The 23,556-nt window shown below is 40.5% G+C and carries 24 protein-coding genes; 7 read left to right on the forward strand and 17 right to left on the reverse strand.

The genetic code is table 11. The annotated features are described in order from the left end of the window. Positions 1–162 precede the first annotated feature (162 nt). Positions 163–612, forward strand: coding sequence for a gamma-glutamylcyclotransferase (locus tag ACM0OR_RS12985; protein WP_414576566.1), 450 nt, complete (start codon positions 163–165; stop codon positions 610–612). A 64-nt stretch (positions 613–676) separates the two neighbouring features. Here the strand turns inward: ACM0OR_RS12985 and ACM0OR_RS12990 are convergent, their stop codons facing one another. The 3 genes from ACM0OR_RS12990 to ACM0OR_RS13000 all read right to left on the reverse strand — a co-directional run bounded on the left by ACM0OR_RS12990 (position 677) and on the right by ACM0OR_RS13000 (position 2,911). Beyond that, the gene (locus tag ACM0OR_RS12990) at positions 677–1,285 is read right to left on the reverse strand and encodes an anti-sigma factor family protein (RefSeq protein WP_414576568.1); all 609 of its coding nucleotides are present in this window, start codon (positions 1,283–1,285) and stop codon (positions 677–679) included. A 158-nt stretch (positions 1,286–1,443) separates the two neighbouring features. Further along, positions 1,444–2,100, reverse strand: coding sequence for a sigma-70 family RNA polymerase sigma factor (locus ACM0OR_RS12995; protein ID WP_414576570.1), 657 nt, complete (start codon positions 2,098–2,100; stop codon positions 1,444–1,446). Between the two features lie 658 nt (positions 2,101–2,758). After that, the gene (locus tag ACM0OR_RS13000) at positions 2,759–2,911 is read right to left on the reverse strand and encodes a hypothetical protein (RefSeq protein ID WP_414576571.1); all 153 of its coding nucleotides are present in this window, start codon (positions 2,909–2,911) and stop codon (positions 2,759–2,761) included. A gap of 272 nt (positions 2,912–3,183) precedes the next feature. Between ACM0OR_RS13000 and ACM0OR_RS13005 the strand changes: the two genes are divergently transcribed. Beyond that, positions 3,184–3,999 carry a L,D-transpeptidase gene (locus ACM0OR_RS13005; RefSeq protein WP_414576573.1) on the forward strand — a complete coding sequence of 272 codons (816 nt, stop codon included), beginning with the start codon at positions 3,184–3,186 and terminating at the stop codon, positions 3,997–3,999. Positions 4,000–4,069: 70 nt separating this feature from the next. Here ACM0OR_RS13005 and ACM0OR_RS13010 read toward each other — a convergent pair whose 3' ends face one another. From ACM0OR_RS13010 to ACM0OR_RS13030, 5 genes are all read right to left on the reverse strand, one after another. Further along, entirely contained in the window at positions 4,070–4,612 is a 543-nt protein-coding gene (locus ACM0OR_RS13010) for a late competence development ComFB family protein (protein WP_414576575.1), read from the reverse strand. A 124-nt stretch (positions 4,613–4,736) separates the two neighbouring features. Next, complete coding sequence (locus ACM0OR_RS13015; protein ID WP_414576577.1) at positions 4,737–5,675, reverse strand: M23 family metallopeptidase; 939 nt, start codon at positions 5,673–5,675, stop codon at positions 4,737–4,739. 188 nt (positions 5,676–5,863) lie between these two features. Then, positions 5,864–6,886, reverse strand: coding sequence for a S66 peptidase family protein (locus ACM0OR_RS13020; RefSeq protein WP_414576579.1), 1,023 nt, complete (start codon positions 6,884–6,886; stop codon positions 5,864–5,866). Between the two features lie 46 nt (positions 6,887–6,932). Further along, positions 6,933–7,229, reverse strand: coding sequence for a hypothetical protein (locus tag ACM0OR_RS13025; protein WP_414576581.1), 297 nt, complete (start codon positions 7,227–7,229; stop codon positions 6,933–6,935). A 105-nt stretch (positions 7,230–7,334) separates the two neighbouring features. Continuing rightward, positions 7,335–9,335 carry a response regulator gene (locus tag ACM0OR_RS13030; RefSeq protein WP_414576583.1) on the reverse strand — a complete coding sequence of 667 codons (2,001 nt, stop codon included), beginning with the start codon at positions 9,333–9,335 and terminating at the stop codon, positions 7,335–7,337. Between the two features lie 749 nt (positions 9,336–10,084). Between ACM0OR_RS13030 and tsaB the strand changes: the two genes are divergently transcribed. Both tsaB and ACM0OR_RS13040 read left to right on the forward strand, forming a co-directional pair. Beyond that, the gene (gene tsaB, locus ACM0OR_RS13035) at positions 10,085–10,738 is read left to right on the forward strand and encodes a tRNA (adenosine(37)-N6)-threonylcarbamoyltransferase complex dimerization subunit type 1 TsaB (protein WP_414576584.1); all 654 of its coding nucleotides are present in this window, start codon (positions 10,085–10,087) and stop codon (positions 10,736–10,738) included. 115 nt (positions 10,739–10,853) lie between these two features. Further along, on the forward strand, positions 10,854–11,546 hold the full coding sequence (locus tag ACM0OR_RS13040; protein WP_414576586.1) for a Uma2 family endonuclease: 693 nt from the start codon (positions 10,854–10,856) through the stop codon (positions 11,544–11,546). Positions 11,547–11,653: 107 nt separating this feature from the next. On the opposite strand, the gene ACM0OR_RS13045 is transcribed toward ACM0OR_RS13040, so the two are convergent. Beyond that, the gene (locus ACM0OR_RS13045; protein WP_414576588.1) at positions 11,654–12,937 is read right to left on the reverse strand and encodes an aspartate aminotransferase family protein; all 1,284 of its coding nucleotides are present in this window, start codon (positions 12,935–12,937) and stop codon (positions 11,654–11,656) included. Positions 12,938–13,087: 150 nt separating this feature from the next. Here ACM0OR_RS13045 and ACM0OR_RS13050 point away from each other — a divergent pair, with 150 nt between their 5' ends. Further along, positions 13,088–14,152, forward strand: coding sequence for a potassium channel family protein (locus ACM0OR_RS13050; RefSeq protein ID WP_414576590.1), 1,065 nt, complete (start codon positions 13,088–13,090; stop codon positions 14,150–14,152). Between the two features lie 11 nt (positions 14,153–14,163). Here ACM0OR_RS13050 and ACM0OR_RS13055 read toward each other — a convergent pair whose 3' ends face one another. From ACM0OR_RS13055 to ACM0OR_RS13070, 4 genes are all read right to left on the reverse strand, one after another. After that, entirely contained in the window at positions 14,164–15,204 is a 1,041-nt protein-coding gene (locus tag ACM0OR_RS13055) for an L-histidine N(alpha)-methyltransferase (protein ID WP_414576592.1), read from the reverse strand. A gap of 239 nt (positions 15,205–15,443) precedes the next feature. Beyond that, complete coding sequence (locus ACM0OR_RS13060) at positions 15,444–16,022, reverse strand: methylmalonic aciduria and homocystinuria type D protein (protein ID WP_414576594.1); 579 nt, start codon at positions 16,020–16,022, stop codon at positions 15,444–15,446. A gap of 386 nt (positions 16,023–16,408) precedes the next feature. Continuing rightward, positions 16,409–16,615 carry a glycogen debranching protein gene (locus tag ACM0OR_RS13065; protein ID WP_190702265.1) on the reverse strand — a complete coding sequence of 69 codons (207 nt, stop codon included), beginning with the start codon at positions 16,613–16,615 and terminating at the stop codon, positions 16,409–16,411. A gap of 72 nt (positions 16,616–16,687) precedes the next feature. Next, complete coding sequence (locus ACM0OR_RS13070; RefSeq protein ID WP_323267108.1) at positions 16,688–17,329, reverse strand: MotA/TolQ/ExbB proton channel family protein; 642 nt, start codon at positions 17,327–17,329, stop codon at positions 16,688–16,690. Between the two features lie 238 nt (positions 17,330–17,567). On the opposite strand from ACM0OR_RS13070, the gene ACM0OR_RS13075 reads away from it, so the two are divergent. Both ACM0OR_RS13075 and ACM0OR_RS13080 read left to right on the forward strand, forming a co-directional pair. Continuing rightward, the gene (locus ACM0OR_RS13075) at positions 17,568–18,896 is read left to right on the forward strand and encodes a ParA family protein (protein WP_323267107.1); all 1,329 of its coding nucleotides are present in this window, start codon (positions 17,568–17,570) and stop codon (positions 18,894–18,896) included. After that, positions 18,893–19,585, forward strand: coding sequence for a Rho termination factor N-terminal domain-containing protein (locus tag ACM0OR_RS13080; protein WP_323267106.1), 693 nt, complete (start codon positions 18,893–18,895; stop codon positions 19,583–19,585). The genes ACM0OR_RS13075 and ACM0OR_RS13080 overlap by 4 nt, the downstream gene beginning before the upstream one ends. A gap of 282 nt (positions 19,586–19,867) precedes the next feature. On the opposite strand, the gene ACM0OR_RS13085 is transcribed toward ACM0OR_RS13080, so the two are convergent. The 4 genes from ACM0OR_RS13085 to ACM0OR_RS13100 all read right to left on the reverse strand — a co-directional run bounded on the left by ACM0OR_RS13085 (position 19,868) and on the right by ACM0OR_RS13100 (position 23,546). After that, positions 19,868–20,614: a DevA family ABC transporter ATP-binding protein gene (locus tag ACM0OR_RS13085; protein ID WP_323267105.1), complete on the reverse strand. Its 747-nt coding sequence runs from the start codon at positions 20,612–20,614 to the stop codon at positions 19,868–19,870. 103 nt (positions 20,615–20,717) lie between these two features. Continuing rightward, positions 20,718–21,884 (reverse strand): ABC transporter permease DevC, encoded by a 1,167-nt coding sequence (gene devC, locus ACM0OR_RS13090; protein WP_323267104.1) that lies wholly within the window; start codon positions 21,882–21,884, stop codon positions 20,718–20,720. A 20-nt stretch (positions 21,885–21,904) separates the two neighbouring features. Further along, positions 21,905–22,240 carry a DUF2834 domain-containing protein gene (locus ACM0OR_RS13095; protein WP_323267103.1) on the reverse strand — a complete coding sequence of 112 codons (336 nt, stop codon included), beginning with the start codon at positions 22,238–22,240 and terminating at the stop codon, positions 21,905–21,907. Between the two features lie 13 nt (positions 22,241–22,253). Beyond that, complete coding sequence (locus tag ACM0OR_RS13100) at positions 22,254–23,546, reverse strand: ABC exporter membrane fusion protein (RefSeq protein WP_414576597.1); 1,293 nt, start codon at positions 23,544–23,546, stop codon at positions 22,254–22,256. Positions 23,547–23,556: the final 10 nt, after the last annotated feature.

The raw sequence follows: 23,556 nt of genomic DNA on the forward strand, positions 1-23,556 counted from the left end.
GACTGTAAATCTTATGTGCCTCCATATTGTAGATGATGGTAGGCAAATGACAATTCGTAATTCGTAATTACTAATTCGTAATTGCGCTAGGGGAATTTAAATTTAGAGCAATCCCTTTCAAGCTTAATAAGTAACTGTGTAATTAACTTTGCTTAAGCTCATATGATATTCCATACAAAAATTTCTGGGAGAGTGCGGGTTTTTGTCTACGGTACACTCAAACCAGGTGAAGTCAATTATCAAAAATACTGTGCTGGGCTGGTAGTAGATACCCAAAGATGCACCACTCTGGGTCAACTGTTTACTTTGCCGATGGGCTACCCAGCTATGACTATAGGAAAAGAACTAGTCCACGGATATTTAGTCTCTTTTGCTGAACCCTGGATTTTAGATGTCTTAGACGAGCTGGAGGATTATCAACCGACTAGACAAATGTCAGGAAATCTCTACAATCGCCAAGAGGTGGAAGTATACAATCTCCAGGGTTTGTCTCTGGGTTGGGCTTGGGGATATCTGATGAACCCAGAAAGAATCAAAAAGCTAGGAGGTTTACTCCTACCTGATGGTTGGTGGAGTGGTTGTGATCTATCACTCCAGGATAGCTGGGACTAAGGGTTTGTAGTGAGGACTTTAGCCCTGAAAATCAGCACTTAAGTGCTGACTACAAACATGGAGATTAGTTGATGTTTGGGATAACTTCTCCTAGTCCCGATGATGGTTGATTGATCAACTTCTTTGGAGAAGATGTTGCTGCCTTGGGAATTTCCATGACTGGGTTGTTCAAGGCGATCATTGGCAATAGTTCTGACTTAGCAGCAGCCTGGGTAGGTTGTGCTTGTGGTTGTTGTGCTAGCTGCAATATGCCAGATTCTCGATTTGGCAGCCAGCTAGATAATGCACCAATCATACAAGCAGCGATCGCCGCACCACCAAATACCCATTTAATTCTAGAACGACGATTAATCCGCTCAAATACTTGGTCGGCTGTCGTTTCTGGGGTCGTTTGGGTTGTTGGCACTGGCATAGTCCGCAGACCTTGCCTGAGCTTTAGTAGTCGGCTATACAGGCGTTGAACAGAGGCATCATTGGCTAACCAATCTTCTACTTGCCGACGTTCTGCTGCTGTCACCTCACCATCTAAATAAGCACTCAATAATTCAAAGCGATCGCGCTTCACCATATCCATAGCACCCGTTGCTTCATTGGTATGCTTTGCCATCTCATTTGGTAAATCTCTTGGAATTTGCCACCGACAAGGATCATTAAACTGAGAATCAGTAGTCATACTAACATTATTAGCAATTCATCCACGGGTAAAAGGAGTGGGCAAACCTAAGAGCATAATTAAATTTTTCTCCTGATGGCAGAGGCACGAGCCACATTCCTCACAATTCTTAATCAATGCTTAAATTCTGCCATAGGGCAGAGTGAAGATACTGTAAATTAGGCATCAAGATAGTTTTGCAATTGAGTTTGCAAGCGGGTTCTCGCTCTGGCTATTCTTGACTTCACAGTTCCTAGGGAAACTCCGGTGATTTCGGCAATTTCTTCATATGCCATCCCTTCGATTTCTCTCAGAACAATGGTAGTGCGGAATACTTCGGGTAAATCCGCGATCGCCTCACGCAATTGCTCGTAAAATTCTCTTGTTGTCAGTTCTTCCTCTGGCCCAGGAGTATCTCCCGCAATTTCCCAATCCATTTCACCGTCATCTACTGAACGGGGAGCATCTAACGATAAGGGACTCATAACCCGCTTCCGCTTCCGTAATTCGTCATAAAACAAATTAGTGGCAATGCGGCTTAACCAGCCCCTAAACTTAGATGGTTCTTGCAATCGGTTAACATTCCGATACACTCGAATCCACACTTCTTGAGCCAAGTCAGCTCTGTCTGGCCAATCTGGAGCTAGGTGGTATAAAACCCTATCAACTTGGGTTTGATAGCGGCGCAACAGTTCTGCAAACGCAGCACGATCTGGGCGCAGTCCGACTTGACAGCGCAAAATTAAATCGTGGTTAGAGAGTTTGTCAACTTGCACCGATGCTTCTGAATACCCCGCATCACCCGTTGACCAGGATACAGTAATCGATTGACTCATAGATCGTACTGGTTGTAAATCATCCCTATCTATTAGACTTGGTAATTGGCAGCTTGTTCCTGAATAAGGGACGGATTGAAGACTGGAACACTGAGTTATAAAATTTTGGCTGGATTTTTGATTACGCAAAATCTCAATTTTCCCAGTTAGCAATTGCCTGGACTATTATGGTGCATCATCTCCGTTACTGCAATCTGACAAATGTCTGTGCAGACCAGCTCATCTGACTATCCAATATTGACAAATGCTGTATCATATGTATCAAAAATATCTATCTAGTTAGAACTTATGAGGCGTAATGCGTAAAACTCCCCTCATTTATGCGGGGGATATCAGCGAATAGCCAATTAACAATTCAAAATTAAACAATAAATATTGTAGGGATGATTTGTTCAAATACCTATCATGTAAATTAGACAACTTGGCAATTAACAATCAAATTTAAAAACTCAGTCATCTGGCAGACAGAAATTTCACTTATGAGCATCTATTTTTGATTATAAGAACCGTGATAAAGACAGCTATAATATGGCAAATGTCTAACCTTTGCTATGATGTTAGGCGATTATTCAGGGTAAATACTCTGCTAGTTTGATATTTGAAGACTCAGTGTAACTTTAGTATTACTAATCTTATGGATATGTAACCTTAAAAAATGTTATTTTTCCGGTCTTGTTACCAAAACTGTTGCTGATGTTTCTGTATGTTGTTGGTCACTAGCACCAGAATTAGTGTAACGAGGCACGCGGACTTGAGAAAATAAATTGAGGGCAAATGTAATTGTGATTGCTAATAATACTTTTTCCAACATAGTCTTTCTCCCACCCACACCATTAATGATTTATTCTGACTCTTGGAGAGCAATCAAGATAATTTCAAAATTTAGAAAGACATTTTGGCAACGCCAAGACAATAAAGTGGTTCTTGGCAAGTCTATTAGTTAAAATTTTCTGATCGCCTTAGTTTGCCCAAGGTTATCAATAGAGTTATAAGTTAACAGATAGGAATTTATAAATTCTTAAGAATTGAATAATCAAGGACTTCAACTATTAAGCTGAGTATGTCAGGGATAAACAAGAAGTGATGGCAATGGTAAAAAATGAATCTCTAGCACGTATGGTAATGCTTATCTGTTTTGGCACAGCTATTTTATCGGTAGCTATCCATTGGCGCATTACTACAACGCAAGGGCAGTTTAAAAAGCCAGCCTCCACCATAGCCAGCCGCCCTGGAGATGTTTACACAGGAGGCTTAGGTGAAACCGCGTTCGGTGCTTCTACACCTCCAAATAAAACCAACCAGAGGGCTTCCCAAACAAAGTCCTCGGCTATGGAGTCTCATAATAGTTCAGATACTGTTAATCAAAATGTAGCTTTAACGACTAACACACCCGAAAAATCAAAATTATTAACACCAGAAATCAAACAAAAGGCCAATGCTTCTGAGCAACCGAGGTCTATATTTTCTCAGATTTTCACTCAGAACAAGTCTTCTAATCAAAAAGGCAAGATCAACAAGCAAGTGGTAGTTGATTTAAGCGATCGCCGCACTTATGTTTATAAGGGAGATTTAGTTATCGCCAGTTACCCAATTGCCGTAGGTAAGAAGGGTTGGGAAACGCCTACAGGTACGTTTGAAGTGAATGATAAGCAGCATGATCCTATCTGGCGACACCCCATAACTGGCAAAATTTTTCCGCCTGGTTCTGATAGTCCTTTGGGAGAAAGATGGATTGGTTTTTGGTCGGATGGTCGTAATGAAATTGGCTTCCACGGTACACCAGATATTCATCTCCTAGGAGCAGCAATTTCTCACGGTTGTCTCAGAATGCGTAACTCTGATGTCCGCTTACTTTACGAACAAGTAGGTGTAGGTATGAAGGTCGTAGTCCGTGAATAATAATAGTCAATAGTCCACAGTCAAAAGCCTCTATTTCAAAACTAATGACTAATGACTATTGACTATTAATTTAAGTTGCCGATTTCTGCTCAAAGCTAGGTGCATAGACTTGCAATAAGCTACTAACTCGATCCAATACCTCATTACCAGTGGTTTTAGCTGTAACTGGTGTGCGATTATCATTGGGTTGGTCGAGGTTACGGTTGATAGCCTCATGAACTTGCTGAGAAATTAATTCTTGCAGTTCAGCTTTGGCGCGTTGACGCTGGTAGTTAGCACCTTCTTCTGTGGTGGCGTATAAGGGTGGGAGACGATTGAGGGCATAAGCGGCGATATCACCCACATCTATGGAACTTTCACTAGTGGCTTCAATTTCCGCTACGCGGGCGATCGCTTCAGTCAATACCAATTCTTCCATGACGTTAATGAATTGTTTGCGAGGTACTGCCACTACCTCACCAGTTAATAATGCCCCCATCAATTTATCCAACGCCATATACTCTTCAATCGAGAGTTCCGAAGCGTTATCACAGATGCGTCCAACTTCTGCTTCCATTGCTGGTGTGAGATAACCATCCTGGAGAGCTTGTTCTACAATTTTTTCAATACTCATAAGGCTCATCTTAATTTAATCCACCCAAGCAAGGTAAGGACGGTACGGAACAAACTTATTTTGTCTATATTATCGACAAAAAATATACCAAAACTAACAGCAAAAGCGATTAGTTCCACTTCTACTATTCCTTAGTCTGAGTTCGCCAAGATGTTGGGTCAATAGATTGCCCATTAACATACAAACCCCAATGCAAATGGGGTCCGGTAGAAGCCCCTGTAGAACCAACTGCACCAATTAACTGTCCAGCCTTGACAATATCACCTTCTTTGACATTGATGCGGCTGAGGTGCATAAAAATACTGACCACTCCTTGTCCGTGGTCAACGCCAACTACATTGCCATGCACCCGAAATCCTTGAGACACCGTGCCTACTAAAGCAACCTTACCTGCTGCGGGGGCAGTTACACGAGAACCAGCCGCACCAGCATAGTCAAGGCCGCGATGATAGTAATTATTTGCAAATTTACCATTATAGTAGCGACGTACACCATAACCTGTACTGAGTCGCCCTTTATTGGGTGCGAGAAATGTCCCCTGCCAAAACTTTTGCGGTGTTTGTAACGCTTTAAAAGCAGCTACTCGGTTGAGTTCGTATTCAGTCGCCCCAGCACCAGCTTTTCCGGGTGGTAAAGTAATACGCTGTAAGGGGAATTTACGATTACTTACCCAGACAGCCAAATTTCTTACCTTGCCATCACCAACTATTTTGATAGTTCTAGCACCAGGCTTTTCTAGAGGAGTTGTGGGAATAAAGGTGCGGTATCTGTTAGGTGCAATTTGATAAGCTGGATAAGTTTTTTCTCCCACTAATACTTCTGGGGTGGTGGCACTATCTGGATTATCTGGGGTTATCAACACAGATATCGTATCTCCCAAGCGAGGTTTCACGGGAGTCACCTGTACTTGCAAAGCTGCTACAGGTAAAGCCAAACTCACAGGTAAAGCAGCACACAAGCCAATAAATAAGTTGATAGCGTGATGATTATTTGGTTTGTATCCTGTGATGTTGCCACATAGTGAATGTTGTTGAGAATTTTGAAACCAATTTGCAATAGTCATAGAACTAAATAACCATACTTTACTTCTGCTGAAAAACAGACTAACTGATGATTGCCAGTGTTTCCTAACTGAAGCAAATATTTTTTGATCAAAAAATATATTTTAAGTAATTTCCTAGGATCTAAACTATACTAACCGCAATAGCTGGAATTGCAAATGATGCTTATATTAACTTGACAAATGATCCTTCAACTAACTGCGGCCTCTAATAATTTTATTGTTCCCAGGGTGGCATCGATTTCTACAGACAGCCCAATTGGTAAGATAAATTTATCCTGAATATGACCAATCATCGCTCCATACCAAGCGGGAATTTCTAAAGGAAGGATGTGGTCTTGCAATACCTGCATTAATGTCAGCGAAGGTTCATCTCCTTGGCTACAATCACTACATTGTCCAAAAATAAAACCAGAAATTTGGTGCAGTATACCTGCATTTTTTAACTGTGTTAACATCCGGTCTATCCGATAAATATCTTCGTTGGTATCTTCTACAAACAAAATACTTTTATACCAAGAGGGTAAGTAAGGTGAACCCACCATTGCAGATAGGACTGATAAGTTACCACCCACAAGTTTACCCCTGGCCTTTCCTGATGCTATAGTTTGTACTTGCCCTTCAGGAGAGTTGGTATTTTCAAGTGTGACAGTTTCCCCATGAAAGAGGATGCGCTTGAGGTAGTCCAACATAAAGGGAGTCCAGGTAGATGTGGCGACTGGCCCATGAAAAGTCATCATCCGACTACGGGCATTAATTGCTAACAATAAAGCAGTGATATCACTGTAGCCCATGAGAATTTTTGGATGGGAGCGAATCAAGGAGTAATTGAGTAAAGGTAAAATGCGATTGCAGCCCCAACCGCCACGGATAGCGAGAATAGCTGTGACTGAATTATCAGCAAACATATCATTTAAATCTTGAGCGCGCTCGCTATCTTTCCCAGCTAAATAACCATAACGATCTAAAATATGTTTTCCTAGTTTAGTTTTTAATCCTAATTGCGTCAGATATTGCTGTCCTACTTCAATATATTTAGGGTCAAAAATACCAGCCGGTGCAACCAATCCCACCGTATCACCTACCTTGAGCCTTGGCGGTTTAATTATATGGTTGGGGGATAGTTGACCTTGGACAGTAACTTGGGGAATTTGGGTAGCTAAGGTAGCTAGACTACAAGTTGTCAGAAATTGGCGGCGATTAATCTTAGTCATTAGTCATTAGTTATTAGTCATTTCCCTGTCACCTGTCCCCTGTCCCCTATTCCCACGTTGATACGTCTCGCAATACATCAGGAATTTCTTCTTGGGATAGGGGAAACTCCAAGGTGGTTTCTCGATAACCTAAGTATCCAGATTCTGCAAATGATAACAGCATTCGCGTCAGTGCTAGCCAAACTTCTGGCTCATATTCCCAATCACGATAACGGGTAGAACGACCAGCAATTGAACGCAATGCCCAGAAATAAGAGTTTCTAACTACAGAACCACCTTTTTTAAACTCTGGTAAGTCCTCATGGTGTAAAAATAGCACTTGATTGTCAATTTTGGCTCTCATATATACAGAATAACGAAATGCTGGGCATTGGGGATGAGTTACTCTCTCACCTGTCCCCTGTAACCTGTAACCTGTAACCTGTCACCTATTCCCTGTTCCCTATCCCTAGCTTCTCTTCTCCAATAGATTCCTTTGCGGGGTTTTCGATGTCTGGGAGAGTATGTTGTGTAGAGTTTCTAACAACTCCTTTTGTGTGTAGGGTTTGGCAAGAAACTTTTTCACTCTCACGGTTTTTGTCAATTGAGTGCTAGTTAGCAACCCACTAACACCAACAATATTGACCAGAGAATTAATTTTTTGTAAGGCGCGAATGGTCGTACTACCATCCATGACAGGCATCATCATATCCATTAATACCAAGCTAATTTTATCTTGGTGTTGGGCATATAGTGCGATCGCTTCCATGCCATCCTCAGCCGTCAATACGCTATAGTTATAAGCCTCTAACAAGATTTTGGTAGTCTCCAGAATTTTAGCTTCGTCATCTACAACTAGAACTAATTCGCCATTGCCTTTGAGGAGTTCCAAGTCTTCCACAGATGCGTTTGCTGCTGCCTCGACTGCTGGTAAAAATACCTGAAACTTTGTGCCTTTTCCAACTTCGCTGTACACTTTCACAAAACCATTGTGGCTTTTAATGATACCCTGTACGGTTGACAGACCTAGCCCTGTACCTTTGCCAACGTCTTTCGTCGTGAAAAACGGCTCAAAGATTCTATCTAATATTTCTGGTTCTATGCCCATACCTGTATCTGTAATGGAAATCACAATATAATGTCCGACACTAGCACCAAGATTCATCCGGGCGTCATGTTCATCAATAAATAGATTTTCGGCACAAAGACTTAAACTACCTCCCTCTGACATAGCATCACGAGCATTAACCACTAGGTTCATGAGTACCTGATGCAAATTGGTAGCATCTCCAATGACCGTCCAAAGTTCTGGTTGAATATTCGTAGAAAATTCAATAGATTTGGGAAAGGTTTCTTGGACAATTTGCTTAATCTCTGAGAACAGGTAGTTAATTTGTACAATCGTGCGCTTGCCTTCAACGCCACGAGTAAATTGCAACACTTGCTTGACCAAAGCCGCGCCACGTTTAGCGTTAGATTCGATAGTTTGAAACATCCGTTGAGAGCGATCGTCAACGTTGGGAAGTTTTATTTGTAGTAGTTGCGCGGCTGTTAAAATGGGGGTCAGTACATTATTAAGGTCGTGGGCAATACCACCAGCTAGCGTACCAATGCTTTCTAGTCGTTGAGCGCGTAAAAATTGACTTTCGAGTTGTTTTTTTTCTGTAATGTCGGTGTTCACCGTCATAATTGATTGTGGTTGCCCATTTTGGTCGCGCATCACATTCCAGCGACTAGCAACAATAATTTTTTTGCCTTGTCGGGTGACTTGATGCAATTCACCATACCAAAAATCACACTCAGCCAAACTATTCAAAACATTTTGTAGTTGGGGAAAAGCATCTGGTAGATACAGTAACTGACGAACATTTTTACCAAGGACTTCTTGTATCTGCCAGCCATATAAATTTTCCGCTCCTTTGTTCCAAAAACATATATATTCATTAAAGTCTTTGACAAGCACTGCATCTGTGGTGATATCTAGTAAAGCAGCTTGTTCTCTTAATTTATTTTCTGCTTGTGTGCGCTCCTCAATCTCCACTTCTAAACGTTGATTTTGTGCTTGCAATGTTTTTGTCAGGTTTCGTAGTCTGAGATGGAGTTGGAGGCGGGCTAAAACTTCTTCATGTTGTAGTGGTTTGGTGATATAGTCTACTGCACCCAGACTCAAAGCCTTGACTTTATCTACTGTTTCAGAGAGGGCGGTCATGAAAATAACAGGAATGTCTTTTGTTAATTCATTATTTTTTAAGCGACGACAAGTTTCAAAACCGTCTATTCCTGGCATAAGAATGTCTAAAAGAATCAAGTCGGGGGGAGCATATTCAGCTGTAGACAAAGCACTTTCACCATCTTCCGCGACTAATACTTTATATCCAGTATTAGCTAAAAAATCAAAAAGCATTTCTAAATTGATGGGAGTATCATCGACAATGAGGATGACACCTTGCTCAAGTGAATTAATAGTCATGTAATTTGTATTTTTTTAAAGTTTTTCAAAAAATGTTTAAAAATGTGCAAGAAAATCTACAATTTTATTGCCTTGAAAGGCTTGTTACAAGTTGACTTAAATAATTGACAACTCGGATTGATTTTTATCCAATGGCTCTAATTTTTCAGTTATTTTGGTAATATCGCTAAGATTGCCTTGCATAGCAAAATTTAGCCAAACTGTGAATTATGCAGCCAATGTAGTAGCCAATTGCAAGTTTTAGATTTTGAGGTTTTGGATGACCATTTTTTTGTTTTTGTTTAAGCTTTGTTTAATCTTGATCAATCTATTGCAAATTTAAATGAAATTGTAATTTTTCTAAAAGATAATTTAAGTAATGAAACAAAATTAATTACACGAATTTTTTGCTTGTTTCCTATCCCCTAAGTAGATGGGCAAAAATATTCACAGTTGCGATCGCTCCTTTTTGATCCGCAACGCTACCACGAACGCACTCTACGGGTAAACTGAGTCTTTTTTGACTACTTATAGCGTTTCTCGGTTGATTGAGACAAGAACCCAACCCCCTCCCCGCAAATGAGCAGGGGAATATAGCGTACCTCATTTGATGAAGAAATACTATATTTTTGCTAATAAATTTAATTGTGTCCGACTATTATTATCCGTAAACGAACAGGGAACAAATAAAAAGTTATGGGAGCTAAATTTTTTCAAAAAGCAAAGAGGATTCCTATATTATTTTTAAAACATTAATACTTTAATTGACTTTGACTATACAAGTAGAATACCTCACATCCACAAAATACGCTTTATCATTGCATACCACTACTCCTGAACTGGGTTTAGCAATTAGTAATTTTGCTGGGGATACTCGTTCTCAGGTTTGGGATTTAGGACGTGACTTATCGAGTTACGTACATCAATATTTAATCGAATTTATCAAACCACAAACTTGGACAGACTTAGCATTTCTGGCAGTTGCTCAAGGCCCTGGAGGTTTCACAGGCACTCGTATTGGTGTTGTTTTAGCGCGGACTTTAGGGCAACAATTAGATATTCCTGTGTTGGGAATTTCTACCTTAGCGGCAGTAGCTTGGTCTTATGCTAGCAAAAATCAGGAGACTATAGCGATCGCAGTGGAAATGCCAGCGCAACGCGGACAGGTTTTCGGTGCGATTTATCAACCTTCTCCCGATAATTCTGGCTTAATCACTTTATTGGCTGACACTGTTTTTACCCCAGAAGCATGGCAAGAAACCCTGGCTAACTGGAAAACTGACTATCAGTTAATTGCTGCCAACTCTGGATTAGCGGCAACTGTGACTAGTATTTTAGAACTAGCTTATTTTGATTGGCAGTTGGGTAAGCGTCCTTATTGGTCGGAGGCCTTACCTTATTATGGGCAGCATCCGGTAGTGTAGGGGACAGGGGACAGGTTACAGGTTACAGATAAATATTTTTGTTGTCTGTTGCCCGTGTCCTGTTTATTTTTTAATTGACAATGAGATTAATAGTTAAATTGCTGTGGATCAAACTATGATGAAACGTCCTAGTGCAATTATCACTCCTTTCTCAACCCTTCCGCCTTTGGAAAACGGTGATAAGCTCACCCGTGTAGAATTTGAGCGTCGTTATGATGCTATGCCTGAAGTTAAAAAAGCGGAACTGATTGAAGGAATTGTTTATATGGCATCTCCGTTACGTTTCAGAAGTCATGGCAAACCTCATGCTTATATCATGACTTGGTTGGGCTTATATGAATCTGCTACACCTGGGGTAGAGTTGGGTGATAATGCAACGGTGCGCTTAGATGCAGATAACGAACCTCAACCAGATGCTTGTTTGCTAATTGCTAATGGAGGACAAGCACGTATTAGCGATGATGATTATATTGAAGGTGCGCCAGAGTTAATTGTGGAAGTTGCCGCTAGCAGTGTTTCTCTAGATTTACACGACAAGTTAAAAGTATACCGCCGCAATCAGGTGCAAGAATATTTAATTTGGCGAGTTTATGACGGTGAATTTGATTGGTTCAAGTTACAGGAAGGAGAATATATCCAGCTTCCAGCTAATGCTAGTGGTGTGATTTTCTCTCAAGTCTTTCCAGGTTTATATTTAGATATATCAGCATTATTAAGCGGAAATTTAGCTAAAGTTTTAGAAGTTTTACAGGAAGGTTTGACAAGTGCAGAACATCAGAGTTTTGTAGAAAATCTCTCCAGTAAGTAGCCGTAATGTATTGCTTACTCGTAAAACTCCTCCTCTCTGCGCCTCTGCGTGAAACAAAAGTTTAAAGACGCGATGGATCGCGTCTCTACATAAAGAAGGGTATTGATTTACGCCGTTACAGTTGCGATCGCTTTCTCTACAATTTGCAAAGCAGCATTTACTTCTGCCTCTGTAACAATTAACGGCGGTACAAACCGCACCACCTTTGGCCCGGCTGGTACAAGTAATAAACCTTCATTGATGGCAGCTTTGACAACTTCCGCCGCAGTTAGCGGGATGTCTGCTGACAACTCCATACCGTTAATTAAACCCCAACCCCGCACCTCAGTTATATGATGGGGATACTTAGCGGCGATCGCGCTTAATCCAGCCCGTAACTGTTCGCCTCTATCTTGCACATTCTGCAAAATATTTTCCTTCTCCAAAGTTTGGCAGACAGCCAACGCCACCCCACACGCAAAGGGATTACCCCCAAAGGTGCTGGCGTGTTCCCCTGGTTGGAACACATCGCAGAATTTCTTACTCATCATCGCCCCAATGGGGATACCACCACCCAAACCTTTAGCACTGGTGAAAATATCTGGTTCAACGCCGAGATGTTCATAACCCCAGAGTTTACCACTGCGTCCCATCCCCACTTGCACTTCGTCAAACATCAACAAAATGCCAATTTCATCGCAGATTTGCCGCATTTTTTGGAAGTATTCCACATCTCCAGGACGCACACCACCTTCCCCTTGTAATGGTTCTATCAGAATGGCGGCGACGCGATAATCACCTTCGTCTAACTCAGTTACGGCAGTTTCGACTGCACTGATATCGTTATAGGGTACGTAATGAAATCCCGGTACTAGGGGATCAAAGTATTTTTGATACTTTGGTTGCCCCGTGGCGGTAATGGTTGCCAAAGTCCGTCCGTGGAAACTGGCGTTGGCTGTAATGATAATAGGCTTTTCAATGTCTAGAACTGTATGGGCATATTTACGCGCCAGCTTTATTGCGGCTTCGTTAGCTTCTGCGCCAGAGTTGCAGAAAAATACGCGATCGGCGCAAGAATGTTGAATAATCCATTCGGCTAATTCCCCTTGTTCGGGGATGTAGTACAAATTAGAAACATGGTGCAGCTTTTGGATTTGGCGTGTTACCGCTTCTACCATAGCTGGGTGGGCGTGTCCTAGAGTGCAAGTAGCAATTCCAGCGACAAAATCTAGATATTCCTTGCCTTGGGTATCCCAAACACGGCATCCAGCACCCCGTTCTAGGGCAATGGGAAACCGGGAATAGGTAGACATGACAGCTGAGTCAAAGCTATCTGTACTAAAGGGGTTAGATGCAACAGAACCTGACTCTGGGGGGTTTGTGCCTTGCTCAAGTAGAGTTTGTAGGCTCACTACCTCTCCTCCTAAGAATTTTTGATCGTATACTTACTTACTAGTTTCCTAGAAAATCTACAAAATTGCTTTGGATTTACGGCATCTCATACTTTCACTTGGGTCTAACATTATATATCCTCCCAGCATTGGTAGTGGTGAAATATAACTTTGTATTCAACTCTTGAGCAAAAGTACCAACGAATTCAAAAAGAATTAATGGCCGGGGCGATCGCTCTCGGCGGTGTTTTTTTGATTGGCACTTTGTGGTACAAGTTCGTAGAGGGCTGGTCATGGGCAGATGCCGCTTATATGACTGTCATTACTTTAGCCACTGTGGGATATGGTGAAACACACCCCTTGGGTAGCCGAGGACGGTTGTTTACCATTGCCTTGATTGTTCTGGGTGTGGTCAATATTGGTTACATTGTCAATAGATTTACAGAGGCAGTAATTCAAGGCTACTTTCAACAAGGCATTCGACTACGACAACAGAGGCGGTTAATGGAATCCTTATCACAACATTACATCATCTGTGGATTTAGTCGGACTGGTCGGCAAATCGCCAAGGAATTTCGCTCTGAAGGTGTCCCATTTGTGGTGATTGATTCCGATCAGGAATCTATCGATAGGGCGCAAAATGAAGGACACATTGCATTTCAAGGGGATGCTACCCTGGATGATACATTACTGAAAGTGGGGATTGAGCGAGCCATTTGTTTAGTTGCGGCTCTCCCTTCCGATGCGGAAAATTTATATACTGTTTTATCTGCCAAGACTTTAAATCCGAGAATCCGGGCGATCGCTCGCGCCAGCACAGAAGAGGCGTTGCAAAAGCTACAACGTGGCGGTGCAGATGCAGTAATTTCACCCTATATTACTGGAGGGAAGCGCATGGCGGCGGCGGCTCTCAGACCACAAGTTTTAGACTTTGTGGATGGGATTCTCACAGGTGCAGACCGCCAACTGTACATGGAAGAATTTTTACTCGACCCAGCCTTTTGTCCCTTCGTTGGTCAAAGCTTGCAAAAAGCCAAACTGCGATCGCAAACTGGGGCATTAGTGTTAGCTATCCGCCGTCTCGATGGTAATCTCATTGGTGGACCAACAGGCGACACGATTTTAATGTCGGGAGACACGCTAATTTGTATGGGTACGGCTGAACAGTTGCGAGACCTGAATCAAATTCTCGGCCCCATCAATTCCCAAAATTTGCGTAAACCTAAAAGTAGTTGAGAACTTTCAAGTTAATTACTAGCAACCTGACAAATCGCCATAATATGTGATGAGTATTTATTAGTAGTATAGTGAGAGAGTTGTAGACCGGCTTGTTCTATTTCTTGCATAAGTTCAGGTATTTCATGTTTATGATGTCGCCAAATAGTAATCTCTTCACCTTCAGAGAAGCTAACGTTTTTATCTATTCCTTGATAATTAAAATTAATAGTATAATTTTGACGAAATTTTATATTGACAACGACGCTATCTATTGCTAAATCATACCTTCGTATCAGTTCACAATCTTCATATCTAATTCCCATATTTTTTTTAATCCATTCATATATTTCTCTGGCATGATAATCGCAACCACCTCTAGCTTTTTCATCCCATGTTGAGTTAGCACCGATTTCGTTTGTAAATACCAAAAAATCATTCTTACCCATGCTATCTTTCAAATTCTTGAAGACTTGTATTCTATTTTGATGATTACCAATTGTTACTCCTAAGTGTAGAATTATATTGGCTGTAGTACCATTTTCGCCCTCAGTTTGATTATTTAATAAATCTGGGGAAATACAATTATTTTCTATATCAATTACTTGACTGACAAACTCAATTAATGGAAACCATTTTTGAAAATTCTTTCTAGATATTTTTAATAATTCATCACTCACATCTAAAGCAACATATTTATTAATTCTATTTAATTTATTCAATCTAGAAATAAAATCTTTAACAGGATATGAATTGCCTGAGCCGACATCTATAATATTTATTCTCTCTGCACTTAGGGCATTAGAATTAATGTATGCAAAATTTTCCTTTAATAAGTCAATTTCTACATTTGATGTCCGATACCATTTGGGAATAATATATTTTAGATAAAAATCATCCCAAATTTTTGCACCTCTACCTTTGTAAGCATACTTTAAGGGAATCTCTTGTCTGACTTCTAAGGCATCAATTATTTCTAAAATCTCTGCTTCTGAAAAAAGAGTGTAGAACTCAGAAATTGGCTTGGCTGTAAAACGGATAGCAGTTGAAATATTTGAAGAATTCGTAGCCATTATTCTGATTCTATACTAGAAAATTACATAACAATCAGTATACAGATTTATGACCTGCGACAGTATCCCAAATTATCTTTTGATGAAATCTGGTTGTTTTCTAGTATTGGAATATTAAAAAGATGATGATCAGATTTATACCCCTACTCACTAAACTAAAACGATTAATTTTTTATTTGTAAGTCTTTTGTGGAGTAACATAAATTATGATCTGGAAAGCCAAATCAAATCTATGCTGTTCATTTTGAATTGCTTAACTCCTGTTCAACTTCTTGCCACCCGTGCATGAGTGCTACACTTTTGATTACCAATTCCAGAATGGTTGGCGGTGCGGTTGAGATAAATATACTGGGATAAACTGCTGTCCCCCAGGTGGGATGAACTAATACACAGCATTTATTTTTCAATACTGGGTAGTGAAGTAAAGCTTTAACAACTGCGGTGTCGTTGTGAGGTATTTCCCCAGGACGGGAGAAAAGAGGGTAGCCAGTACGGGGGTCTATGAGGTCAGCTAAATAACCGCGATCGCTCAGATTAAAAGCTAAGTCGCAGCCAAATCTCATAAAGTTGGCGCGCAAATGTTCTTTTTGGGTTTCTGTTTGTGGGGTAATCTTCACTAAAGGATAACGCGATCGCTGTAAAACAATCACGACCCAAAATAGAGGTTGTTGTTGCCAATCTGGTAATATCCGATCGCGGTTGGCACAGATATACTGACTGGGAGCATGAATCGAAATTTGAACAGCTTGTCCCGTTTTGCCAACCAAACTAATGGGACTGCTTGGTGTCGCAGCGTAAACTTTATAATAGTTCACCACATTGATTCGGTTTCTGCAAATTTGTAATTGATTCTTTAGAATTGATGATAACTCTTAATAATTACAAAAAATCACTACAAGATCAGGAAAATTGATTTTCCTATAAATTTATGACTGATGAATTCTCAAGTCTTAATCTAGTTTTGATTTTTTATTAACCTAAACTGATATGGCTAGTACCGCTACGCGGAAGTCAAAAGTCAAAATGAATACAGCGTAAGTATTTCGTTGATTTGCAATGCTTGGTTTATTTACACCGTACTGTACTAGTAGATCAAGAAAGATTAAAAAAACGCTAGAAAAACCTTGATTTATGATCATCGTACAGATTTATCTGTGGAATCAATCCAAAATGCTAAATCTAAAATCCAAAATTTTTGACCACGCTAATCTAGTTTTAAAGCATTAACTGGGACTTCATCCCAAGAATCAACCGTCCGCAAACGTGCTAACCAACCTGATGCCTTTTGCATATCAGTCAAATTCCCCTCAAAGGAGTCATGGCAATCTTTAGCCTGAGATTCATCACAACAAGCGATACACGCGTGAATCATGCCTGAAGGATCAATTTGCTCATTTACCCAGATGGTCATAGACTATGCTCCAAAAAACAATTTATTTTTTTAATATACTAAATTAAGGGTAAAAAACTGAATTATTGCTAGTCAAAACTTATCTTTTCGTTCATAACGACGACGGTAAAGTAATTCTAGTTGTCCCCCGTATTCTTGAATCCAGGCGATGTGACGTAGATAAAGTCCCCGGAACGTATTAGCAAACAACAGGGTAAATATCGCTACAACTAATCCTGATGCTGTAGACACCAACGCTGCACTAATACCTGCTGTAACATCTGCGGTTTTTGTTCCTCCTACATCACCGATATCTAGAGAAGCAAAGGAAGTAATTAATCCTAAAACCGTACCAAGCAGACCTAAAAGCGGTGCTAAACCGATGATTGTATCAAAAATATTTTGGAAGCGTTTCAGTATTGGTATCTCGGCTTGTGCTTCACTTTCTAAAGCCAAGCGAAAATCCTCTGGGGTTGCATCTTCCAACTCTAAAGCAGCTAAAAAAATCCGGGCGATGGGTAAATCTGTATTTTGCTGTAACTTGTCTAAAGCACTGACGACATTATCCAGACGGTACAGCTTGAGGACTTCTTGGACTACACGGTTTTGTTTACCAGTGATTTTTGCCCAAAAGCAAATTCGTTCAATAATTAAGGCTACTGCTAAGAGTGAAAATCCCAGCAGTGGCCACATGACCACGCCACCGGCTGTAAATAAATTATTAATAATTGCCATCTACTTTTACTCATTTCATCAATGCAAACTCAGGTTAGCAGATTACTGATCATCTATCAGCGTTTTATCTGCCAAGAATCGATGGTGATCTAATAGACTTATTGCATAAAAACTTTGGCTTTCCCGGAGGGTAGGCGAAAAGCAGACCGCCAAAAATGACTCTTGCCAGCTATTTAATTAATACTTGTCCTCAAGTGGGAATACTAGACTTAGACATTGCTGGAAGTTACCTCACACTATGAGCATTACAATTACCACTCTTCAAGCGGCCTTGCAAAGCCTTCCCGAAAATGCACCAGAAGCAATTGTAAGCGACCTTTTTGCTCCTCACTTGTTGAGGACTTTAGGGTTTGAATCTGAAGAAATTTATCCAGAATATAACACTGGTCACGGATCTGTTGATAAAGCAGTCAGGAAAACCATTGATGACGATGTTTTTTTACACACAAAATCTAATCCCTACCTTCTTCTGGAATTAAAGGGTAGAGATATTAACCTATCTGAAGATGCTGCACAGTACCAAAAAACGGTTAATCAACTGAAACATTATCTACTTGCACGTAATTGCAAAACTGTACAGTGGGGAATAATTACTAATTCTTGTCATATTCAACTGTTTCGGAAGCATGGAAAAGTGATTTATCCTGCAACACAGTGTATTCCAATTGATGTAGACAATATTGATAATGTGGTTGCTTCAATTCGGCAGAAAATTGAAAATCCCACTAAAGCCTTAACTATCGCTGTTTATAACAACAAGGGTGGAGTTGGAAAAACGACAACTACTGTCAATCTGGCAGCTATATTAACTTTTTTGGGAAAGAAGGTTTTAGCAATCGACTTTGACCCAAACCAACAAGATTTAACGAGTTCATTAGGTATTCCATTAAGTCAAGGCAGTGTATTTGAAGCTCTGACAGAAAGGAATGTAGAACTTCAAGGTACTCTATATCCTTATAGATTTCCTCTAAAAAAGTTGAAAAAAGAACTGAGATTTGATGTTATCCCTGCTGATCAAACACTAACAGATAAAGCTGAACAATCCTTGCGTAATCATCTGAAAAGTCATACTCTTTATCGCAAGCTAGAATTGGCAAGACAAGAATATGACTATATTTTGATAGATTCACCACCGAACTGGAGAGTTTTTAGCCAATTGGCTGTTTATGCAGCTGATGTTGTTCTCATTCCCACAAAGCATAACAATCTTTTCTCTTTAGAAAATGCAGCAATGGCAATGAAGAAATTTATTCCTGAAGTACAATCAGAGAAACGTGATGGTAGCCCTATTCCATTGCCAATTTTCTTTAATGGAGAAAAGATAACAGATCCTCAGTTGAAAGTTGCTCAACAAGAAATTAATAACATTCTGAAAAAAGAAGGATTGCACTTACTTCCTTACTTCTATCCTAGGTATACCAAAGCCAACAAAGACCTTTATATTCATGAAGTTCCAAGCTACGCTAACATAGCAGGTTCAGCTTTCTCGCGTATTCCTGCGGTTTATCGATATATATCCGCTCATGAATATTACAAAAATTTAGCCAAGGAGTATTTTTTACAATGAGTAGCCTCAGCGATATTGGAAATTTGATGCTTTTATATTTGGATGAGATTGACCCTGGTGAAGGAACTAATGCACCTGAATTTTTAATTAAAGCTTCAGCCCATTTGCTTAACCAAAAGGGCGGACGAAATTGGATTCCAGTTATTGTAAAAGAAACTGGCAAAGATAAGTATCAAGTAATTGCTAACTCTTTCATTTATGCGATTGTAGAAGCGGCGGGTTTAGATCGTGTTTGGTGCATTATTAGTGATGGTAGTGATGAGACAGTTGAAGTCACAAAAATACTTGCAGGGGAAGAAATTCCAAAAATAAATCTCTCTAAGGCATCTAGAGATGAAATTATGGCAGCATTAGAATATTTAGTTAAACAACCAGGGAGTGTTATTAAATCTGTTAAACCTGCTATAGCTACAAACCGTATTGATGAAGCTCCTCGTCAATATTGGAAAACATTAGATCCAATTTTAAATCTAAAGTGTGGCATTACTAAAGGTCAAAAACTTGATGCTTTAAATCAAGTTTTTTATCTTACTCCTCAACCAATGCCATATACAATCACCGACACTGATATTCTCAAAACAATGCCAACGGCTGAACTAAAATTAATGGCCAAAAAACGAGGCATTACTGGCATCAGTAGAATGAAAAAGGATGATCTTGTTAAAGTATTAAGCCAGCGTTTACCGTAGCGAGAAATCCGGGTATTGCGATCGCGGGGCTTAGATATTACAACTATTACTGAACAAGTAACCATTGGTCGAACCGACAATGAGCAACTTGAATTTGTAACATCCATAGGCAATCAGTTGTTATACGTATCTCGCATTTCTCACAAACAGTAGGGGCGGGTTCACAGATATACTCGAATCATTCACGAAAATTTCGCTCAACCCGCCCCTACAGACTTTGGACTGAGGTTGCAAGAATTTGTGAGAAATCCGGGGTATGAGTTCTTCAGATCAAATTTAGTCTTAGCCAATCTTAGCGGTAATATCCAAATCGGCACTTTTGAGTTGACCATCTTCCATATATATAATTCGGTCGGCAATATCTAAGATACGGTTGTCGTGGGTGACAAGCAAAATTGTACAATCTTGTTCTTTGGCTAGTTTCTGCATCAGTTCTACAACATCGCGTCCAGATTTTTTATCAAGTGCGGCGGTAGGTTCGTCTGCTAAGACAATCTTAGGATGACTGACTAAAGCACGAGCGATCGCCACCCGTTGTTTTTGTCCCCCAGAAAGATGTTCGGGGTAGTAATTTAAATGATCTCCCAAGCCAACACTCTCTAGCATAGCGATCGCTTTGGTACTGATATCCTGATTTAAATACTGATCATGTAATTCCAAAGACATTCGCACATTTTCTTTGGCTGTTAAAAATGTCATCAAGTTATGCGCCTGGAAAATATAACCAATCTGACGGCGTAATTTTGTTAGCTGCTTTTTATTAGCACCGCAGATTTCCTGTCCTAAAATTTTCATGCTCCCTTCTTGAGCAGAACGCAAGCCACCCATGAGAGTTAAGAGGGTAGTTTTACCTGAGCCAGAAGGCCCAGTCATAATCACGATTTCCCCGGCTTTAATCTCTAAATTAATATCAAATAATACTTGTTTGCGTAGTCCACCCGACCCAAAGTAATGATTGAGTTTGTGTACGGAAATCACGGGTTCGGAAGCAGAGGAATCGCTGATTTCTGGTGTAAATTCTTGCAGCATAGGGTTATAAAGAAGAGTTAGATTGATTATTTCCTCTGTGTCTTGGTGTCTCGGTAGTAAAAAGAAAACCACAGAGGCACGGAGACACAGAGTTTTTTGACTGTTAAAATACGTCGGCGGGGTCGGCGGAACGTAGTTTTCGCATGGCGATCGCGCCGGAAACACTACACATGATAATGGTAAGAATAAATACAGTGATTGCCCGCTCTAATTTCATGGCGATGGGTAACATCGTCGCAGCATAGGCAACTTGGTATAGTCCAAAGGAGAAAATATAGGCGGGAAGGTATCCAAAAAAAGCTAATAATAATGCTTCTTGTAGCAGGGTGATGAGTAAATAGCGATCGCTGTAACCCATTGCTTTGAGGGTGGCGTATTCTGGTAAATGCTCAGACACATCAGAGTAAAGAATCTGGTACACAATTACAATACCGACAATAAACCCTACACCTACACCCAAGCCGAAAATAAAACCAATACCTGTACCATTTGCCCAATATTCCTTTTCTGTTTGAGCAAAACCTTCTGGTGTTAAGACTATGACATCATTGGGTAAACTGGCGGCTAGCAGCGATCGCACTTTTTCTGCATCTGCACCAGGTTTTAAATTAATTAACCCGACTTCAATTCGGTCTGGTTTCCGTTCTGGAAATAGTCTTAAAAATGTCGAATCACTAGTAATGACGTTACCATCAGCTGCAAAGGATGCACCATTACTAAATACGCCTTTGACATCGATAGCTATATTGTTTAATTCTGTTTGAAATTGGCTATTCTTTTGGAAGATATCACCAACTGCGCCGTATTCTGGACGACCGGCTTGATCAAATAGGACTTGATTTAACGGTTTGATTAAATCCTGGTTTTTTTGAACTTCGGGAAACTTAAACGCAGATGTCGCCGGATCAATACCCCAAACTAAGATAGCCCGATCCTGTCGCGTTTCAGGATTCCGCCATTGTCCAGTCCCAATATATAATCCACTGACTGACTGCACACCTTCATAACCCAATGTTTGATATAGTCGTTCTCTGGAAAAACTTTTGACGGAAAATAAGGTTTGAAATTGTGGATTAATTAACACCAAATCAGCTTGTAAATTGCGATGGGGTTGGATTGCAGCATCAAACAGCGCACTCTCAAATCCTAACTGAATAAACATCAGCATATCGGCAAATGTAATACCTGCAACGGCTACCGCTAGGCGTGTTTTTTCTTTCATCAATTGCCGCCATGCTAGCGGTGTTTTACGAAACATTTTGGAGAACATATTGGGAATTGGAGATTGGTTTAATAGTTTACCGTTTCAGTCTGCTGTTCTAGTTGGTGCTGTCGCATGAATAAAAATAAAGGCAGTCCTAGGGAAACTCCAACCAATAGATTAGCAGCGATATAAATCCAGAGGTTTGGCATTTTTAGATGTTTGCCTTCCCAAAAAACAAATACCCAAAAAACAAGGGATGAAATAATTAAATCCATGCCAAAGAAACTAGAAATTCTGTTAACAAATAGCTGCTGAATGAAAAGTGTAATATTCAGACCATGCTCTAATAAAAATGGTATGAACTGTGAATAAGGTAAAACTGTTCCTAGGATGCAAAGCGAAAGATAGATGATTTTCAGCATGATGAACTCACTTTTATAATTCAATTGCTGTTTGTACTTGCAAGTTAGTTAAACCTGCAACTTTCTTGCTGTCTTCAGGAGTCAGGCGAATTTTGACTTCAACTACTCGGCTGTCGAGGTTCTCTCCTGGTTGGTTGCTAAAGACGTTTTGACGGTTGACTTGCAAGCCAATGAGAGAAACTTCGCCGCGCAGTTCTCCAGTAAAGGCTTGACCGGTAATCGTTGCTATTTGTCCCAGTTTTACTTTGCCGATGTCGGTTTGATAGACTTCTGCTACCGCCATCATTTGTGCTGTTTGAGCTAAGTCTGCAATGCCGTCATCGCTAATTTTTTCACCGACTCGTGTATGAATTTTGAGAATTTGACCTGTCATTGATGCTCTGATGTAAGCTGCTTCTAGGTCAGCTTGAGCGCGTTTGAGTGAGGCGATCGCATCCTCAACTTCTGCTTGTGCTGCTTGCACGTCCACAGGACGCACTTCGGCAATACTGGTAAGTGTGGCTTTGGCTTCGCTAACTTGCTTTCTACTGGTGGTATTAATGCGGTTGAGTGCAAATTTGGCTGCGGATAGTTGTTTGCTGGCGGTGGTGTTAATCCGGTTCAGCACTGCTTTGGCTTCATCTAGTTGCTGTTTGGCGGTTTCTACACTCAAGCGTTTAGTATCAAAGGCTGAATTAGAAATTGCCCCTTCTGAATATAGCTGTTGATAACGTCGATATTCTGCTTCGGCGTTATTGAGTTCTGCTTCTAACTTTCTGATTGTGGCAGCTTGGGCAATTCGATCTCCTTGCCATTGTGCCTCAATCCGCGCAACGCTTTCTCGTTGTTCTGTAATGTCTCCTTGAGATTGGGCTTGTAAACGTTCTACACTGACTTGCTGTGCTAATATATCCCCTCTTTTTGCCCCAGCCTTAACTTGATTGAGTTTAGCTTGTGCTACTCGCACTTGCTTTTCAGCTTGGAGTACAGCCGTTTTTAAGCGGGTGTGGGAGTCTAAAATTGCTACTACTTGCCCAGATTGGACAGTATCACCCTCTTCTACAAGGATTTGATTAACGCGATCGCCATCTAGAACCAAGGGTGCAGATAGTTTGATGACTTTGGTTTCTGGCTCTAATCTCCCTAGGGCGGTAACTTTAGGTGCGATCACTTCAGCTTGTACATTAGTATCCGATGCCGCAGTTTTACTAATTTGACCAAACTGAGAAACTACATAAAAAATAATTCCCGTAGTTATAGATGTAGCTGCAATTACTAATGCAATTAACCCTTGATTGGCTGGTTTAAATAATAATTTATGAACCATATTCCCCTCG

Origin of the sequence: Anabaena sp. CCY 9402-a (genome assembly GCF_963920945.1) — a bacterium.
GTDB lineage: Bacteria > Cyanobacteriota > Cyanobacteriia > Cyanobacteriales > Nostocaceae > Trichormus > Trichormus minutissimus.

Coding starts and splice junctions, on each gene's coding strand:
- ACM0OR_RS12985 (WP_414576566.1), top strand. CDS start 163: ATGATATTCCATACAAAAATTTCTGGGAGAGTGCGGGTTTTTGTCTAC.
- ACM0OR_RS12990 (WP_414576568.1), bottom strand. CDS start 1,285: ATGACTACTGATTCTCAGTTTAATGATCCTTGTCGGTGGCAAATTCCA.
- ACM0OR_RS12995 (WP_414576570.1), bottom strand. CDS start 2,100: ATGAGTCAATCGATTACTGTATCCTGGTCAACGGGTGATGCGGGGTAT.
- ACM0OR_RS13000 (WP_414576571.1), bottom strand. CDS start 2,911: ATGTTGGAAAAAGTATTATTAGCAATCACAATTACATTTGCCCTCAAT.
- ACM0OR_RS13005 (WP_414576573.1), top strand. CDS start 3,184: ATGGCAATGGTAAAAAATGAATCTCTAGCACGTATGGTAATGCTTATC.
- ACM0OR_RS13010 (WP_414576575.1), bottom strand. CDS start 4,612: ATGAGTATTGAAAAAATTGTAGAACAAGCTCTCCAGGATGGTTATCTC.
- ACM0OR_RS13015 (WP_414576577.1), bottom strand. CDS start 5,675: ATGACTATTGCAAATTGGTTTCAAAATTCTCAACAACATTCACTATGT.
- ACM0OR_RS13020 (WP_414576579.1), bottom strand. CDS start 6,886: ATGACTAAGATTAATCGCCGCCAATTTCTGACAACTTGTAGTCTAGCT.
- ACM0OR_RS13025 (WP_414576581.1), bottom strand. CDS start 7,229: ATGAGAGCCAAAATTGACAATCAAGTGCTATTTTTACACCATGAGGAC.
- ACM0OR_RS13030 (WP_414576583.1), bottom strand. CDS start 9,335: ATGACTATTAATTCACTTGAGCAAGGTGTCATCCTCATTGTCGATGAT.
- ACM0OR_RS13040 (WP_414576586.1), top strand. CDS start 10,854: ATGATGAAACGTCCTAGTGCAATTATCACTCCTTTCTCAACCCTTCCG.
- ACM0OR_RS13055 (WP_414576592.1), bottom strand. CDS start 15,204: ATGGCTACGAATTCTTCAAATATTTCAACTGCTATCCGTTTTACAGCC.
- ACM0OR_RS13065 (WP_190702265.1), bottom strand. CDS start 16,615: ATGACCATCTGGGTAAATGAGCAAATTGATCCTTCAGGCATGATTCAC.
- ACM0OR_RS13070 (WP_323267108.1), bottom strand. CDS start 17,329: ATGGCAATTATTAATAATTTATTTACAGCCGGTGGCGTGGTCATGTGG.
- ACM0OR_RS13075 (WP_323267107.1), top strand. CDS start 17,568: ATGAGCATTACAATTACCACTCTTCAAGCGGCCTTGCAAAGCCTTCCC.
- ACM0OR_RS13080 (WP_323267106.1), top strand. CDS start 18,893: ATGAGTAGCCTCAGCGATATTGGAAATTTGATGCTTTTATATTTGGAT.
- ACM0OR_RS13085 (WP_323267105.1), bottom strand. CDS start 20,614: ATGCTGCAAGAATTTACACCAGAAATCAGCGATTCCTCTGCTTCCGAA.
- devC (WP_323267104.1), bottom strand. CDS start 21,884: ATGTTCTCCAAAATGTTTCGTAAAACACCGCTAGCATGGCGGCAATTG.
- ACM0OR_RS13095 (WP_323267103.1), bottom strand. CDS start 22,240: ATGCTGAAAATCATCTATCTTTCGCTTTGCATCCTAGGAACAGTTTTA.
- ACM0OR_RS13100 (WP_414576597.1), bottom strand. CDS start 23,546: ATGGTTCATAAATTATTATTTAAACCAGCCAATCAAGGGTTAATTGCA.